Origin of the sequence: Mesorhizobium sp. M1D.F.Ca.ET.231.01.1.1 (assembly GCF_003999155.2) — a bacterium.
In the GTDB taxonomy this organism is placed as follows: Bacteria; Pseudomonadota; Alphaproteobacteria; order Rhizobiales; family Rhizobiaceae; genus Mesorhizobium.
On sequence record NZ_RZOZ02000002.1, the window covers coordinates 613,917 to 629,826 of the forward strand.

Below are 15,910 nucleotides of genomic sequence, written 5' to 3' on the forward strand. Positions count from 1 at the left end.
CTCAGGGAACTTTAGAAATGGCCCTTCACCTCGTTGTGAAAACATCGATAAAACCCGCAGCCACTATCAGGCTGAAACGGGCAAGCTCGTCCAGTTAATGCGCGGCATCTATCTCGATGCCGGGGAGGATATCGAGGCCATGATACTCAAGCACGCCATCGCCAAATACCTGTATCCCAACGCTTACCTCTCGGCGGCGAGCGCTGTGCTTCTCGGCCCGACCCGGGATGGCCGCCTGTTCCTGAGCGGGCGACGAATACAGCGCACGCGCTTGCGCTTGCTGGAAATCATTCAGAACGCAGCTCCCGACCACCCATCAGTCGCTCAAGCGGTTGTCGATGATGGAATGGGAGAATTCCGGATCGACGTCTCCTCGATGCGCCAGCGCTTCCTCGAAGCTTTCCGCCTGCGCAGCGAACACGCGGCATCCATCGGCGAGACGATGCGCGAGGCAATCGCGAACCGCCTCATAGAACAATACGGCAGCGCCCAGGGCGCTGCCGACGCGACATGGGCGCTTGCCGGCGCGAACCAGCGGTATCGCGAGGGCGAGCACGCCGAGCGCTTTTTCCTCCGCCCTCCACTGACCACAGAACCCGCACGCAACGAAGCCGCGCTCGATCTGATCGTGGCGTGGCACGGCTAGGTGCAATGTTTGCCCTCGCGCAGCAAGCCGGCTTTTCCTGACGTCGTCGTCAACCTGGGTCTATGCGACCGAAGGTGGTCGCGTGGGGCCGCGAACTCTGCTCCAATGCCAAGGTCCGAAAGATCAGCTTTACAGGCTCCACCGCGGTTGGCCGACTGCTCATGCGCCAGCGCTCGGACCAGATCAAGAAGGTCAGCCTCGAGCTCGGCGGCAATGCGCCCTTCATCGTCTTCGATGACGCGGATATTGACGCTGCGGTTGACGGCGCGATCCAGGCGAAGTTCCGCAATGCCGGCCAGACTTGCGCGTTTCATCGAACCGGCTTTACGTCCAATCGAGCGTTCACGATGAGTTCGTCGAGAAGTTCGTGGAGAAAGTCCGGCACTTATCGGTTGGCGACGGCTTCGCTCCGGGAGTGGACGTCGGACCACTCATCGACATGCATGCTTTGGCCAAGATCGAGTCCCACATCGCAGATGCCGTTGCCAAAGGTGGGATAATTCGATGCGCGGCCGAACATATCGGCAAGGATGGCACCTTTTTCAAACCCACAGTCTTCACCGAGATCTCCAGCATCATGGCGGTTGCGCAAGAGGAGACTTTCGGGCCGTTGGCGCCGATCATCCGCTTCCACGATGCGGATCAGGTCATCTGTGAGGCAAACGACACGATTACGGGCTCGCCGCCTATTTCCATGCCTCGAACCTGAGGCGTGTCTGGCGCGTGGCCGAGGCATTGGATGGCATGATTGGCATCAATACGGGCGTATGTCTTCGGAAGCGGCGCCCTTTGGCGGCTTGAAGCAGTCCGGCATCGGGCGGGAGGGTTCCCGCCACGGGCTCGAAGACTACCTCGGAATGAAGTACCTCTGCATGGGTGGAATCTAAATGACGTCGCCCCGAGTTTCTCCAGTTTTGGGTTCGTTTCCGGCGTGGGTTGTGCGCTGCTGGGCGGGTGAAGCGACGGGCGCTGGCGCGGAACCTTTCGCATAGCGCAGCGCGAGCGACCGTCGCGGGTTGAAGGTGGTGGCGAACTCGGCCGATGTCTGCCAGGCGATTTGGGAGTGCGGCCGCGCGGTGTTGCAGTCGGCGCGCCACAGGCGATAGCGATGCTTGCCATGCGCATGGAATGCCATTCGACCGGTTCTGATCCGCGCAGGAGAGGATGGCGTTCGAGATGAACTCGCTGGCATTGTCACTGACCAGTGATGAGCCGGTTCAATTCCCGGGCAACCAAGTGCCCTCGACCGTGCTGAATAGCGCGCCTTTGCCATACCGGCGGATTAGCGCGGCCGACCTTACTTCGGCATGATGCGAGCAATTTCTGCACCAGGCGCGCGACGTATGCCACTCCCTCAGATCGCCCAGCGATACGTCTGGGCCTGCATGTTTGCTGCCTTCTGCGATGGCTTGCCGACACTTTCGGCTCGCCGGGTGTGATGATCTTCTTCTGCGTCTTTCCCTCTCGGCGATATTGCCGTTCGGCCGTCCCGACCAAGGCCAAACCTCGGGCCGTTTTCCCGTTCCCGGGTAGAGCTTGAACGTCTCGTCGATGATGTCTCTGGCGTGCTGCGAGCTCAACGCCGAGGCGCTTGGCATCGATGCATGGCGCGACATGATTGCGGCGGTGTCGCACGGGTTCGACGGTTTGGGCTTCAGGATCGTGCGGATGGGCCACGCTTTTCTGGCGGCGCGAAACACGGGCAATGCGCGTTCAAAACCTGACAAAGGCAGAAATTTGTCAGGTTCAATCCAACCGCCATCCGGGCACTACGGAGGTTTTTCAAAGCATATTCATGCACTTGCGCGCTGAGCCCGCTGGCATGGACCTTGCAACGCTTGCAGCAGGACGGTATGCAATGGAGCAGACGAGGATGTTCTCTCCCCTGAACCGTGTGCCGTCTCTGAGAGGGAAATAAGCTCGTGCAGAAAATCTCACAACCTTTGACAACGGCTTTGGAGAACAACGTGGTGTTGCAGATCGAGTCCCCGGCTCCTTCGATTCAAGCGGAAACCTGGCTGCGTGGCGAGCCCCTCACCAGCTTCGAGCCTGGCAAAGTGTACATCGTCGAATTTTGGGCAACTTGGTGCGGTTCGTGTGTGGACGGGATGCCCCATCTGATGCAGCTGCAGGAGAAATACAGGGAAAGCGGCGTTGAGATCGTAGGAGTCGCGGCTAGTGAACGCGCTCCAACGGCCGATGAGGCCCGAAGCACGTTGGACGCTTGGTTGACGGAAAAGTTCCCGAATCTGAACTATCGGATCGCATTCGACTCGACAGGCGAAATGGACAAGCTTTGGATGGAGCCCAGCTTTTCTTTCTGGATTCCCACCAGTTTCGTGGTCGACCGAGACGGCTGCATCGCCTTTATTGGTGCACCGACGGAACTCGATGAGGTCTTGCCGAAGGTGCTTAACGGCAGCTGGCGCACCAGCGATAAAGCAAAATCCGCCGATGCGGAGCGGATCGCGGAAGGCGAACCCATAGCGCGCGAACAAGCGCTGAAGAAGCCGATCAATGACAGATATCGGGCGGCGGTGGAGAAAAAGAATTGGAGGACGGCGCTCTCGGCGATCGAAGAAGGCATCGCCTTGATGCCGGACAACCTCGGTTTCCGCCGTTCTCATGTGAATCTGTTGCTTCACAAAATGAAGGACATGCAGGTCGGCTTGCCCGTCATGCGCCAATTCGTTCGCGACGCGATCAACAGAAACTCCGAGAATTGGATGGTTGCGGCGTTAGACGAGCTCTTCTTTCCGAACTATGACCATTCGCACTTTCCGTCTGCTGAGCGCTTGGCGATGGGAAAACAGCTGTCCGAACACATCCTGGCACTGAATCCCCCGGAAAGCGACAAACGTAAGCTCCTGCCCTATCGTTTGGCAGCCCTCTACTATCACGAGAGCGGCAACAAAGATCGGGCGATCGAGTTGATCGAACTGGCACTGAAGTCGCAGGGCGGTCCGGAGCTTATCCGGGACGAAGATGAACAGCGCGAAATATCCCATTTGCTGCAGTTCCTGGCCTACTTCAAGGGTGAGAAGGTTTGTTACGGCGCTCTGTGTGCGGTTCCAAACAATGGCCGATTCGACAGCTGGTATACCGTTTGCGGCTGACCGCCAGCTTATGTGAGGGACAGAACTGGCCGGGCGGACAGCTCTTGATGCGAACGGCGCAAACCCCGCCCGGCTTGCGAAATCACCTGGGCCGCTCTTTTGGACCTAAGTCCGAAGGACTGCGGCCTTGTACGATGCCCGCCTTTGTTTAGGCGGGCTATGAGCTGAGCTACGGGTTTTGCCCGCTACTAACCGTTCGCCAGCCTGGCGCAGGTGCCTCTCAACACCTCCACCACACCAAGGTTTCATGCCGGTAGCGAATTCGATCTTGGCGGCATGGCCATTAAGCACATGGGAGGGCCTCGCTGGCGGCATGCCTGTGATCTGGTACTGCAGCCCACGCTTGCCTCCGCCAGCGGTTCGATGAGGCAGCCTGTCGCACAATTGATATCAGGACTTCAATGCCGGAACACCGGACCCACCCTCAATTCAATAAATGAGGTGTCGCGTACCACGGTTGGCTGCTTGATCCAGGCAATTCAGGCCGCCGTCATCCTCAATGAGGTGACCTCGACCAGAGCCTCGGCCTTGAATGGCATGATGCAGGTGCATGGGATGGCGGCCACCGTCATTTTCGTCGATCCGAACGGAATTTCTTGCAACCGGTTTGCGGCTTTATCCAACACGCAAGGGCCGCGCTGTCGACAGTCTCCCAACGCACCAAAAAGGCAACTGTGCAGAGCAAGCCTTCTATCCATCAATCTCCCTTTTGAAAATCATCATATCTGTGACCAACACTGCGATATTTTTCGCGGCGGAAGGAGCCAGGCACAGTCATTTCCATGCGCAACAGCATTTCTAAGTTTCTCAGCTCGCCGGAACACGTCGGCGGCCGATGTCGCGCTCCGGGGGAGCTCTATTCCTTTTCGAACAACATCAGATTTGTCGCAGAACTGAGTGAATAGGATCTCGTCCACAAATCCATCATCACTCTTCGCATCGGCGATCACTTGAGAAATCTTCTTTCTTCTTTCGGCGCTAAGCTTCTCCAGCCAGCGGCCCGGCGTTTCGAAGCGTCTCCTTATCGCATCCGCCATGGACGCTGCTCGCACTGGCAATTTCTGCATGTCTGAAATGCTGACGAGACCTTCGGTCTGGCGTCAGGAAACAACTAGCCGACACGGCCTTTGGTCGGCGTCTCGGATGAAGTCTAGAATGCTTGCGTCGGCTCCAACCAACGTCTCTTCTGGAGCGGAAACACGCTCAGAGATTTTTCCACTCGGCGGTGTCGCGTCGAAGAAGCGTTCTGCAAAAGAATAGTCCCCCGAAACCGCCGTCATGAACCACAGGGACATAGCTGTGACGAATTGATATTTCGCGTAGTTACATCGGAAACCGACTCGCAAGTCATAAGATGAGCTCTAGTGTCATTATCATTCCAACCGTAAGGCCTCCCTGTAGCGTGCCAATTTCCGGACTTACGTCGGCGAGTTCTTGATAATCGTTTTTTCCGCACGAAACTTAAGGTCCCATAGGAGAAGGCGAGGAAATCAATGCACGGTAGCAACGACGAGCCTGTCTCTCGAGAAATTGTAGAAGCGAGAATCAATTCTGAGTTCCACGTTTGAAGGCCGATTCCCAGTGCAGCGTCTGGACCCGGAGGCGTCTAGGAATCCAACAGCGGCATTCAACCAGAACCGAAATTCACCCACGTCGAAATGCGCAATGTTCGAGCGTATGGTCTCAGCGGCATGCTTTTCATGGACCCGCGCCAGCTTGCAGATTGTCATTGCCAGCATGATTGGCTGGCTGTTAGCCCGCTCCCACAGGAAGTCGTCGTCTAGAAATGCTGCTTCGTCAGCATCCGAAAACTCGAATCCACTACTGTCCCGTACCTCGGCAAGATTTTCATAGGGATGACTGTGGAAATCACCGATGAGCGTCAAGTGTGGTGCCCATCGATCCATCAGTTCGCTCTTCAGGCGGACAGCCTGATTGTTGGGCTTCACGCTGTTCCGTGATCGCTCGGCTGAAATGCTGAGACTCATAAGATCGACATGGAAATGGGTCGTTCCTTTCGAGTCCTCGCGACTGAAGCCCCAAAGATACCCCAGCGTTTCCAGCTTTGTTCGGCGCGGACGACCATCTCCGAGAACATAGGCTTCCAGTGTGGCAAGCGTAATAGTGTGACGAGCTGCATCAGAAAGGGAAATGGTGAAATTCATCGTGCGTTACCTGAAGGTGCCTCCGATTCGTTTCCGATCAACGGCCAGCCACGATCCTCACGGGGGCTTTGCTGGTCCAAATCGCGACATATCCTTGCATTTCAAAATTCGCAAGATTATAGCGATTGCGGAGGTGCGACATGTCGACTCCCACCATCAGCATCCGTTTGAAAGCGCTGCGCAGACAGCGCAACCTCTCGCAGGAGGAGGCCGCGCGTCTGTTCGGCTTCAAGGACCGCCAGACCATTTCCGCCATCGAGACGGGCGAGCGGCGACTTTCGGCCGAGGAACTCGTTCGCGCCGTCGAAATCTTTCGCGTTCCGCTGGACTTTTTCACCGATCCGTTTCTGCTCGTCGGCGAAGGTAAGTTCTCCTGGCGTCAGAACGGCGTCATCGGTCGTGCCCTACTGGGTTACGAAGAAGACGCGGGCCGCGTGATCGCGGCATTCCGTACGCTCGCGCCACAAGTGGGCAGGGAAGCTCCGCTGCTGAGGTGCTCGCTCGGTCTTTCAAAAGAATCCAGCTACGAGGATGCATCGGCTGCGGGCGACCGGTTCGCCGGCGAATATAAGCTAGGAAACGTGCCTGCCGCTCGCCTCGCCGAGGTCATGGAGCGGGATCTCGGAATGCTGGTCCTGATGGTTGATCCGATCGAAGGCGTGTCGGGCGCCGCCTGCCGCCTGCCGGAACTGGATGTCGTGTTGATCAATCGCCGCGAGGTTGCGGGTCGCCGCCATTTCGACCTCGCTCACGAGCTTTTCCACATCCTCACCTGGGACGCGATGCCGCCGGATCATGTCGAAGATGTCGTGCCCAAGAAACGTAGCCGGGTCGAGCAACTCGCCGACAATTTCGCCTCGGCTCTCCTCATGCCTTCAACTGTGCTTGGCAAGGTTGGCGATTGGTCCGAATTGGCAGGCGACGAACTCATCGTACGGCTGAACGCGGTCGCAGATGAATTGAGGGTCACGGCTTCCGCATTGCGCTGGCGGCTGGTCGGCCTTGACTGGATCGACAAGGATATTGGCAGGGGTATCGCCGAAGATCGCCTTCGCAACAACGGCCGTAGCAAGCCCGCCGAAGAGCCGCTGCTTCCGCTGTTCTCCCCGACGTTCGTCGAGGTGATCGGCAAGGCTGTCAATGAGGGTCGTGTGGCGATGAGGCGCGTATTGCACCTGCTCGGCATCTCGATCGACGATCTTGCGGACCTCTTTGCAGTTCACAGCGTGGAAGCGCCATACGAGTTGTAGGCGGGTGAATGCCGCGGCACCGAAGTTCGTTGCTGGTCGATACCAACGTCATCATCGAGTGCTGGCGTGTGTCGGCATGGAAGGCGCTGACGAGCGGGTACCCGGTGGAGACGGTCGAGATGTGTGAGATCGAAACCCAGACAGGGCTCCAGAGGCGGCGGCCCGAACAGCAGATCGAAGCTAATGTTCTGAGAGAGACACTTAAAGCCGTACATCCGGTCAGCGACATTGAACGCGCGAGCGCGCTATTGCGTGACGACCATATGCGCTTTCTGGACGCCGGAGAGCAGATGCTCTGGACACACCATCACGCGCAGCGACGCTTGGCTCCTTTGCGGTCCGGATAAGGCGAGTCTTCGCGTTGGGCTGCGCCTCGGCTTGCGCGACAGACTGGTCTCGTTGGAGCGGCTCCTCGCCGATATCGGCCATCGTCCGAAGGTCCTGTTAAAGATGCCTATACCCAAAAATGGCTCGACCAGACGCTGCGCAGCTTTACCTTGAGAGACCGACACCATGACGAATTCGCTCGAGGTACGAAACAAGCTGATCGACATCCTCCGCCGCGACCTAGTCGGCCCGAATCCTGACCTTGATCAGAATCTCGCACGCGAAGTTTGACCGAGAAGCAATCGCTGGGACGCCGGGGGCTTTATCGTTCCCGCCTACGACGGTGTTGCGCCTGTGATACCTGACGGCGAGGAAACCATCGAAGAAACCGCCGACGACCTTCTCGCCAGTGAGATGCTGGACTCCGCTGTCGAGGGGGAGGTCGAGGAGAAGGATTCGACTGACCAACCACCGCGGGACAGGTTTCTTCCGTCGTCGATAGGGTTGACGGTGGTTCTTCCGCAAACGGTGAGTCAAGTCACGCTGCGCGCAACATGGGGGAACTATAAGACGGAGCCCCCATTGCCCGATGCGCTCCTCATTCCCGAACTGTCGGGAAAGGGCAAGCCAAAGCCAGAAAAGCCCGAGAACCTCCGTTGGGTTCGGGTTCCCGGCGAAGCCGCGATCGTCCTCGACGTCACTCGGAACCAGTCCGGAATCCTGCTGCCGGAAAGCGCTGACTCAGAGGCCGGGCGGCGGCATCGAAGTCGCCGTTGACACCGTGTGCTCCGTCAAAAGACTCCGGAGGGGGCTGAAGAGCGTCTGCGCGTCATCACCGTCTTCTTGGTAAACCGTCGACGGAGCACAAAGGCTCCGTACAAGGACGTGGCCTACGCGTTCCAGACCCGGATCGAGCTCGAATGTGCGGATGGATTTTATCCGCGCAGCGACCTGTCCACCTACCAGTCCGATGATTTCGACCTTAGGCTGGGCGATCTCCATTATCGCGATGTCCGCGAATATGCCGTTGGTCGCAACACATCTGCAGGCTGGCAAGAACGGCTTGACGCGACGAACGATCCGCTCCCCGTGACGCGTGTTTGGACCGATTTCCTTCCGCAGCAGGAGGTGGAACGTGTCGTCCCGGCAAGGAGCGATGGCGTCGAGTTCGGCATGGAGGCTCTCGCTCGGGCTGCCGTTTCCGGAGCCGAAGCGGTCAGTGCAGCCTTGGATTCACTGCCTGAACTTTACGCCGAGTGGCGGCGGAGTCAGGAAGGACTGATGACAGGGCTTGCGCCGAGACGGCTAAAGACGGGCCAGGCGCTTCTGGAAAATGTTGACACCGCCGGCAGCAGGATTCGCGATGGGATAGATCTCCTTAAGCGTGATACGATGGCGCGTGAAGCATTCGGCCTGATGAATACGGCGATGGCGATGGCCAACCGCCGGCGCGAGGCAGAAGAAGCTGCCGGGCGATGTAGACCCGCCAACATGGCGGCCGTTCCAGCTAGCCTTCGTCCTCCTCAATCTCGTTGGCGTGACCGACCGAAACAGTGGTGAGCGCGAGATCGTCGACCTGCTTTTTTTCCGACCGGCGGCGGCAAGACGGAAGCATATCTTGGACTTGCCGCCTATGCGATTGTGCCGAGGCGGCTCCGCGGATCTGGCGTGCTGGGTGCGGGCATCAGCGTCATCATGCGCTACACGTTACGCCTGCTCACGCCGCTGGTCTCGTCTGCGCGCTCGAACTCCTGCGGACCCATGATGACAATGGCCGGAAGACGCTTGGCGAATGGCCGATCGAGATTGGACTCTGGGTGGGCGGCGCAGCCTCACCGAACAATCCAGCCGCGAAATTCTTCCGGCAAGGACGCCGCGACGACCTGGCTGAAGCGGTACCAGAGCAGACCTAAGACGAAACCCCGGTGCCACTGAAGGCATGTCCCTGGTGTGGTGAGCCCTTCAAGCCAGAGAGCTTCCACTTCACGCCCAACAGGACAGCTCCGCAGAATCTAGTGCTCAAATGCGAGAACGCCGAATGCGACTTCACGCGGGATCGACACCTGCCGGTGCTCGTGGTGGACGAGCCAATTTACCGCCGTCTTCCCGCATTTCTCATCGCCACGGTGGACAAATTTGCCTCCCTTCCATGGATTGGCAAGAGCGGCGCATTCTTTGGACACGTAGATCGGCATGATCCGGACAAGGGGTTCTTCGGCGCGTCTGAGCCAGGCGAAGGTCGCCCCTTCGGAAACGGGCATCGGCTCGATCCGCCGGATCTTGTCATCCAGGACGAACTGCACCTGATCTCTGGCCCGCTTGGAACGGCGGCCGCACTCTACGAAACAGCGATCGACCTGCTGTCGTCGCGGCCGGGTCTTCATGGACTCATTCGTCCAAAAATCGTCGCCTCGACCGCGACCGTCCGAAGGGCGGAGAAACAGATCGCAGCCTTGTTCGATCGTTCGGAGACGGCCGTATTTCCGCCACCCGGCATCCACCGTACCGACAGCTTCTTCGCCAGCACTGTGCCATCGGCACGAGAGCCAGCCCGCCTCTACGTCGGTGTGGCGAGTCAGGGTCGCGGGCTTAAACTCCTCTTTCTTCGGAGCATGCAGACCCTGCTGGCAGGCGCGCAGGCATTGACTTCCAGCCCGACGCAAGAAGGGGAAGATGCCGCCGATCCGTATCTGACAGTGCTCACGTATTTCAATGCGCTTCGCGAGCTTGGGGGCGCTCGTCTGCTCGAATTCTGCACGGTGTCACCGACTGGCGCCGGAGTTGACCCGGGATTAGGAGGAGCACTCGTTGTCGGATTCTCGACGATGTCGGACATGTGACACAACGCTTCCAGAGCGATCGCATTGTTCCGAAACGATTTTCCCAGTTGGCACGTCGGTTGCGGTCCTATGCGCAAAAGCACTGCGATGCCGCACCGACTGGAAGAACTCATCAATGATCACGCTTTTCGAACATGTGGGCGCCGCTACCAACACTGAGCGTTCCCGATCAAACGGAAGCCATTCCACTTTCATTCCTCAGGTCGTTCGGACATGAACGCATTTGATGTCCGTCCAACGCTGGATGCTCCCGACGACGATCCCTATCTCTGGCTTGAAAATGTAGAGGGCGAGCGGGCACTTGCCTGGGCCGCCGGCCAGTCGGCAAAGACCCTAAAGCACTTCGGTGGAACGCAGTTCGAGCGCGACCGCGCGGCTCTGACAGCCATTTTCGACAATCGCGACAACCTTCCCCTGATCGCGCGCCATGGTCAGTACCTCCACAATTACTGGCGAGATGCCGGAAATCCACGCGGACTGTGGCGCCGGACCACCCTTGCCGCCTACATGAAGGCGGATCCCCAATGGGAGCTACTGCTCGATCTGGATGCTCTCGCGGCTAGCGACGGAGAGGATTGGATCTGGGACGGCGCGTCCATCGAGCCGGAGAGACGGGAAAGAGCCGTTCTGCGCCTGTCGCGCGGCGGCAGCGACGCGGTCGTGCATCGCGAATTCGACCTGATCTCTCTGAGCTTTGTCGCCGACGGTTTCAATCTCCCCGAGGCCAAAGGCTACGTTAGTTGGCTGGACCCTGACACGCTTCTGCTTTCCAGTGCGCTTGGTAATGGCATGGCCACCCGCTCCGGCTATGCGCGCACCGTGCGACTGTGGAAGCGTGACGCGGATCCCCTCACCACACCGGTAATCTTCGAGGCCGGGTTCGAGAGCCTCAAGGTGTCTGGTCATTCGGACCGCACCGGCCGCAGCGAGCGCCTTTGGTTCATCGAGAAGCCGGCCTTCTTCGAGGAAATCAGCTGGATCGGCGACAGGAGCGGGCCGAGGAGGCAGATCGATCTTCCTCGTGACGCGTCGTGGCGGGTCTTCGGCGACTGGCTGGCGGTAAGGCCGCGCAAGCCGTGGACGGTGGGAGGCACCACCCATCCCGCCGACGCGCTGATCGTCATCTCGCTTTGCTCTTTCCTCGCCGGCGGACGCCGATTTGAGACCCTGTTTCAACCAGGGGAAAGGCGCTCCCTGCAGTCATTCTTCTGGAATGACGGGAAGCTCATTATCTCTTACCTCATCAATCTCGTACCGCGTTTCGAGATGTTCACTCCCGGCCACCAGGAATGGACGCGCCGAGTCCTGGACACTCTGCCCGCCGAAGGGACTGTCCACGTCTGGTCATTCGATGCGGCAGTTCACGAGGCCAATGGAGAGGTCCTGGTCTGTGCTCAGGATCCGATCACGCCGCCGCAGCTCTTGCTATTCGATCTCAATGCCGCGCCGTCTCTCAGCGCTTCAGCAATCCTGAAGCGCAGCCCGGAGAATTTCGATGCATCCGGACTGGTGGTCACGCGCCACGAGGCAGTCTCTATCGATCATGAGCTGATCCCCTATACGCAGGTTGGTCCGGCGAACGGGAACGGAGATGCTCCGATTCACCTTTCCGCTTATGGCGGGTTCGGCGTATCACTCCTGCCCTACTACAACTCCCCGCTGGGCAAGCTGTGGCTCGAGCGCGGCGGCACGTGTGTCGAGGCGAACATCCGCGGCGGCGGCGAGTTCGGCACCCGCTGGCACGAAGCCGGGCGCAGGGAGGGCAAGCGTCTCGCCCATGACGATTTCGCCGCCGTTGCCGCCGACCTCGTGCGAAGGGGCATCACCCTGCCGAGGCGGATTGCCGCCGAGGGTGGCTCAAATGGCGGCCTGCTGATCGCAAACATGCTGACCCGCTATCCTGAGCATTTCGGGGCTCTGTTCTGCACAGCACCGCTTATCGACATGCGTCGCTACACCAAGCTCTTGGCGGGCGCGAGCTGGATCGACGAATATGGCGATCCGGACAAGGTTCACGATTGGGCTTTCCTGAAGGAAATCTCCGCCTATCACGCCGCAGCGCCGGGACAGCCCTATCCGCCTATCCTGATCGCCACCACGAAACGCGACGACCGCGTCCATCCGGGCCATGCGCGCAAGATGGCCGCAAAACTGCAGGCTCTTGGCTATCCCGCTTACTTCTACGAGGCCAGCGCAGGCGGGCACGGCTGCGGCGAGGACAATCGGGAGCAAGCCGCATTCATCAGTCTAGGCACCAATTTTCTCCGCAGCGCAATCGGCTTCAACGATCACCTTCCGGAGACGGCGGAACGCGTTGCAACGCAAGTGGGGCATTTGAGGTCCATCAACAATTCATTCGAGCAGGAGACGAAATAGTGCAGTGCATCCTTTCTGAACATCAAGGAGTGAATCTCATGGCGAGAACGCGAATGGGCGTAGCGCGGGCAACAGCAGCGGCGGTGGCCCTGATCATGGTGGGACAGCAGGCCGTCGCCGCGGAGCCTGCGCAAGCAGAGACCGTCCTGGCGGAGACGGGAGCCTCGGTCACCGAAGCGCCAATCCCTTGGCAGATCCGCCTGCGGGCGTTGGGCGTCGTTACGAAAGATCTGGGCTACGTTGATACGCTTCCCGGCTCCGGTCTTTCGTATTCGGACACGGTGACGCCGGAACTCGATATCTCGTATTTCTTCACCGACAACATCGCCGCCGAACTCATACTCGGTACCACCTATGCCAACATCGCGGGCCAAGGGACGATCGGAGGGTTGGGCAACATCGGCAAAGTTTGGCTGCTGCCGCCGACGCTCACGTTGCAGTACCATTTTACCGATCTCGGCGCGTTCAAACCTTATGTCGGCGCAGGCGTGAACTACACGATCTTCTACAACCAGGACACTGGCAGCGCTGATGCTCTCAAGGTGAAGAACACGTTCGGCACGGCGCTGCAGGTCGGATTCGACTACATGGTGGACCAGCACTGGGGCCTCAACTTCGACGTGAAGAAGCTTTTCCTGAAGCCGGACTTCGACGTCACGGTGGCCGGCGCGAAGCTGACGGGGAAGGCGGAGCTCGATCCCTGGCTGATAGGCGCAGGTGTCACCTACCGCTTTTGAATATCAGAGTGAAGTCTGCTTCCCGACTGCCGGTTTAAATGAAGGGCGCCTCGCGCGCCCTTTTTTACGGTCGACACTGCAGGGCGAGACCTCATGAAGCCGATTGTCGAGAGGGCGGGGCTCTCTTCCGGCGGACCAAGAAGGTGCACTGGCCAGCAGGCCTCGCGCCTGAGATGGAGGGCTTAGAAGCGCTTTGGATCGGGACGGGCTTTGGTATTGTGGGTGGAATGCTTCAGCCAGACTATTTGCCAGCATCGTCTCCCGGACGTTATGTCTGAGCTTCGTGTCAGCGCAAGGCGAACACGCGACTCCTAGATGCCGACACGATGGCTGGTTCAGCCATGCTGCGACAGTTGCCTGTTTTTTCGGTTCCTTTGCTGTTCGCGCGCTAACCGCAACGCTCCATACTAGTCTCGCGTGCCTGTCCCCGTGGGGCGGGCGACAGAAAGCGATTAGGCCCGCTGAAAGAGGCAGACCGCATCCGAAGGACCGTAACCAAGAGAAGGACCTGAAGCGAGAGCGAAGGTTGCGGCAGGCCGCGGCGGGCCTAAAAGGGAATGCCGACCACCCCACGTCCCAGGAAAAGCTGACAAAAACGCAGCGGCCGACTGTCCAATAGGGTGCGCCCGCGCGAGGGCGAGCTAAATGGCAGGGGCTGCCGGGGGACCTAAGAAAAGCGTGGGCTCACAAGCACCCGGCGCGCGCCATCAGGCCGCCAGCTACTTGGAGGGCGGGGGCATCAGGCCTGTTTGTCGGGCCGAACCAGATCCATGTGGCTGACGCCGAGGGCCAATGCCAGTTCATAGATCGTGATAATTGTCGGATTTCTTCGGCCTTTCTCCAAGCCGCTGATGTACTGCTGACTGAACCCGGAAATCTCCGCAAGCTGCTCCTGCGTCAGGCGCTTCCTTTGCCTGATCCTCTGCACATTCCGTCCGACCAACTTGCGCATATCCATGCACGCAAGCCAGCGGATCAGGCGGCTTGAGTTTATCAACTATAATATGTAATCCACATTTAGCAGGCACAGGGCTTCGCGGGTCCATCGGCCGGAGATAGAATTAGCGATGTTGCAGCCCAGATCGAACACGCCGTTCGCCGACGAGGTCCCCTGGTCGGACCGCATCACGCCCTACGACAAGGACCACTTTACAACCTATATGAGGCTCCTGGACGCCTCAGCCGACAACGCCACTGAAGAGGAAATGGCCCATGTGATCCTCGGCATTGATCCGGCACGCGAACCGGAGCGCGCACGGAACGTTCTTCGCAGTCATCTCGACCGTGCAAACTGGGTGGTGACGAGCGGCTACAAGGATTTGTTCGCCAATTGACGAAATGGGCGGTGCGGTCGCTTCGCTTCAAGCAACGAAGTAGCGCAACCACCATGCATCGACGCATCACCACAGCGCGAATGCCGCTCCAAGATGATCGCGAGGACTTCCAGTCGGCGCGGATGGCCCTGCGCTTCGCTGGTCTCATCGTTTTGTCCTCCGCTCGCCAATGGCTGCTTCCCAGGAAGCGGTGCGGCGGCGAGTCATGACAGGAAGGGGCGCGCCGTCTGAGCCGCACCGCATCCGGAGGACCGGATGGACGACCTACTGAAAGCTCACAGCTGGCTAAGGGTTGCGGGACGCCGCGGCGGGCCTAGAAGGATACGGCGCCACCTGCTGGGAAAGGCACAAACAGAGAGAATTGCGAGAGTCTAACGACGCGCTAGGAGGCGCAGCGGAATGGTCGAGACGCCAGAGCCAAGAAAAGCGGGGATCAATCCACCGGCACACGGCACGCGCGGTGAGGGCGCGGGCGCCCACTACGTGCGCAGGCTCAACAGAATCTCACACGGATCAGCATCGAGGGCCGCAGTTACGTCGAGAAACTCAATGATATCGAGACGCCGCTCGCCACCCTCATATTTCGCCACGAAAGATTGCGGACGACCAAGCTTCTCAGCCACCTGCGCCTGCGTCAGCCCTTTGACATTGCGCAGTGAGATCAACTGGGCCAGAAACCGCTGGTGGCGGGGAGATCGAAGAGATTTGGGCATTTAGGTGAACCGGTCAGGTAGAGACCGGCTCAGCGACTAATCCCCGTTTCGGATTATCCCATTTTGGGATATTCTGCCTTGCATCCAGCGATCAACATGCGAGGTTCGCGGCAGACATGAATCGATCACCGGGAACAGATAGGACTCAAAGCTCAACACTGCTCGACGAAGTCCCTTGGTCTGACCGTCTTACCTCCTACGACAGGGCGCACTTTACCATCTATATGAGGCTCCTGGACGCCTCAGCCGATGAGGCGCCCGAAGAGGAAATGGCCCAACTGATCCTCGGCATTGATCCGGCACTTGAACCGGAGCGCGCCAGGAAGGCGCTTCGTAGTCATCTCGACCGTGCGAACTGGATGGTGACGAGCGGCTACAAGGAATTGTTCGCCAGCTGACAAATTCG

General features: G+C 59.2%; 15 protein-coding genes and 3 pseudogenes. 13 read left to right on the forward strand and 5 right to left on the reverse strand.

The window, feature by feature from the left end; translation table 11 throughout:
- Nucleotides 1-17: 17 nt before the first annotated feature.
- Together EN874_RS09340 and EN874_RS09345 are read left to right on the forward strand one after the other, a co-directional pair.
- Nucleotides 18-643, forward strand: a pseudogene (locus tag EN874_RS09340) (type II toxin-antitoxin system HipA family toxin); the annotation flags it as partial.
- Nucleotides 634-1,533 (forward strand): annotated as a pseudogene (locus EN874_RS09345) (aldehyde dehydrogenase family protein); the annotation flags it as partial. The pseudogenes EN874_RS09340 and EN874_RS09345, both read left to right, overlap by 10 nt.
- On the opposite strand, the pseudogene EN874_RS09350 reads toward EN874_RS09345, so the two are convergent.
- Nucleotides 1,530-1,851 (reverse strand): annotated as a pseudogene (locus EN874_RS09350) (hypothetical protein); the annotation flags it as partial. The pseudogenes EN874_RS09345 and EN874_RS09350 sit on opposite strands and share 4 nt — an antisense overlap.
- Nucleotides 1,852-2,182: 331 nt before the next feature.
- Between EN874_RS09350 and EN874_RS09360 the strand changes: the two are divergent.
- Both EN874_RS09360 and EN874_RS09365 read left to right on the forward strand, forming a co-directional pair.
- Nucleotides 2,183-2,458 carry a hypothetical protein gene (locus EN874_RS09360; protein ID WP_126097371.1) on the forward strand — a complete coding sequence of 92 codons (276 nt, stop codon included), beginning with the start codon at nucleotides 2,183-2,185 and terminating at the stop codon, nucleotides 2,456-2,458.
- Between the two features lie 110 nt (nucleotides 2,459-2,568).
- Complete coding sequence (locus EN874_RS09365) at nucleotides 2,569-3,762, forward strand: TlpA disulfide reductase family protein (RefSeq protein WP_245458614.1); 1,194 nt, start codon at nucleotides 2,569-2,571, stop codon at nucleotides 3,760-3,762.
- A 719-nt stretch (nucleotides 3,763-4,481) separates the two neighbouring features.
- Here EN874_RS09365 and EN874_RS34355 read toward each other — a convergent pair.
- Entirely contained in the window at nucleotides 4,482-4,799 is a 318-nt protein-coding gene (locus tag EN874_RS34355; protein WP_245458613.1) for a hypothetical protein, read from the reverse strand.
- A gap of 453 nt (nucleotides 4,800-5,252) precedes the next feature.
- On the reverse strand, nucleotides 5,253-5,927 hold the full coding sequence (locus tag EN874_RS09375) for a hypothetical protein (RefSeq protein ID WP_126097369.1): 675 nt from the start codon (nucleotides 5,925-5,927) through the stop codon (nucleotides 5,253-5,255).
- A 140-nt stretch (nucleotides 5,928-6,067) separates the two neighbouring features.
- Between EN874_RS09375 and EN874_RS09380 the strand changes: the two genes are divergently transcribed.
- The 7 genes from EN874_RS09380 (at nucleotide 6,068) to EN874_RS09410 (ending at nucleotide 13,457) form a co-directional block, all read left to right on the forward strand.
- Entirely contained in the window at nucleotides 6,068-7,177 is a 1,110-nt protein-coding gene (locus EN874_RS09380) for an XRE family transcriptional regulator (protein WP_126097368.1), read from the forward strand.
- Between the two features lie 29 nt (nucleotides 7,178-7,206).
- Entirely contained in the window at nucleotides 7,207-7,524 is a 318-nt protein-coding gene (locus EN874_RS09385; RefSeq protein WP_126097367.1) for a hypothetical protein, read from the forward strand.
- Between the two features lie 334 nt (nucleotides 7,525-7,858).
- On the forward strand, nucleotides 7,859-8,281 hold the full coding sequence (locus tag EN874_RS09390) for a hypothetical protein (protein ID WP_126097366.1): 423 nt from the start codon (nucleotides 7,859-7,861) through the stop codon (nucleotides 8,279-8,281).
- A 108-nt stretch (nucleotides 8,282-8,389) separates the two neighbouring features.
- A complete protein-coding gene (locus EN874_RS09395) occupies nucleotides 8,390-9,064 on the forward strand; it encodes a hypothetical protein (RefSeq protein ID WP_127275150.1) in 675 nt (224 codons plus the stop codon).
- A gap of 365 nt (nucleotides 9,065-9,429) precedes the next feature.
- The gene (locus EN874_RS09400; RefSeq protein WP_126097364.1) at nucleotides 9,430-10,344 is read left to right on the forward strand and encodes a hypothetical protein; all 915 of its coding nucleotides are present in this window, start codon (nucleotides 9,430-9,432) and stop codon (nucleotides 10,342-10,344) included.
- A gap of 213 nt (nucleotides 10,345-10,557) precedes the next feature.
- A complete protein-coding gene (locus EN874_RS09405) occupies nucleotides 10,558-12,720 on the forward strand; it encodes a prolyl oligopeptidase family serine peptidase (RefSeq protein WP_126097363.1) in 2,163 nt (720 codons plus the stop codon).
- A gap of 38 nt (nucleotides 12,721-12,758) precedes the next feature.
- Nucleotides 12,759-13,457 carry an OmpW family protein gene (locus EN874_RS09410; RefSeq protein WP_126097362.1) on the forward strand — a complete coding sequence of 233 codons (699 nt, stop codon included), beginning with the start codon at nucleotides 12,759-12,761 and terminating at the stop codon, nucleotides 13,455-13,457.
- Between the two features lie 739 nt (nucleotides 13,458-14,196).
- Here EN874_RS09410 and EN874_RS09415 read toward each other — a convergent pair.
- Nucleotides 14,197-14,415, reverse strand: coding sequence for a helix-turn-helix transcriptional regulator (locus EN874_RS09415; protein WP_029354714.1), 219 nt, complete (start codon nucleotides 14,413-14,415; stop codon nucleotides 14,197-14,199).
- A 109-nt stretch (nucleotides 14,416-14,524) separates the two neighbouring features.
- On the opposite strand from EN874_RS09415, the gene EN874_RS09420 reads away from it, so the two are divergent.
- Complete coding sequence (locus EN874_RS09420) at nucleotides 14,525-14,791, forward strand: DUF2285 domain-containing protein (RefSeq protein ID WP_126097361.1); 267 nt, start codon at nucleotides 14,525-14,527, stop codon at nucleotides 14,789-14,791.
- A 479-nt stretch (nucleotides 14,792-15,270) separates the two neighbouring features.
- On the opposite strand, the gene EN874_RS09425 is transcribed toward EN874_RS09420, so the two are convergent.
- Entirely contained in the window at nucleotides 15,271-15,504 is a 234-nt protein-coding gene (locus tag EN874_RS09425; RefSeq protein ID WP_126097360.1) for a helix-turn-helix transcriptional regulator, read from the reverse strand.
- 116 nt (nucleotides 15,505-15,620) lie between these two features.
- Here EN874_RS09425 and EN874_RS09430 point away from each other — a divergent pair, with 116 nt between their 5' ends.
- Nucleotides 15,621-15,902, forward strand: coding sequence for a DUF2285 domain-containing protein (locus tag EN874_RS09430; protein WP_126097359.1), 282 nt, complete (start codon nucleotides 15,621-15,623; stop codon nucleotides 15,900-15,902).
- The last annotated feature ends 8 nt before the right edge of the window (nucleotides 15,903-15,910 follow it).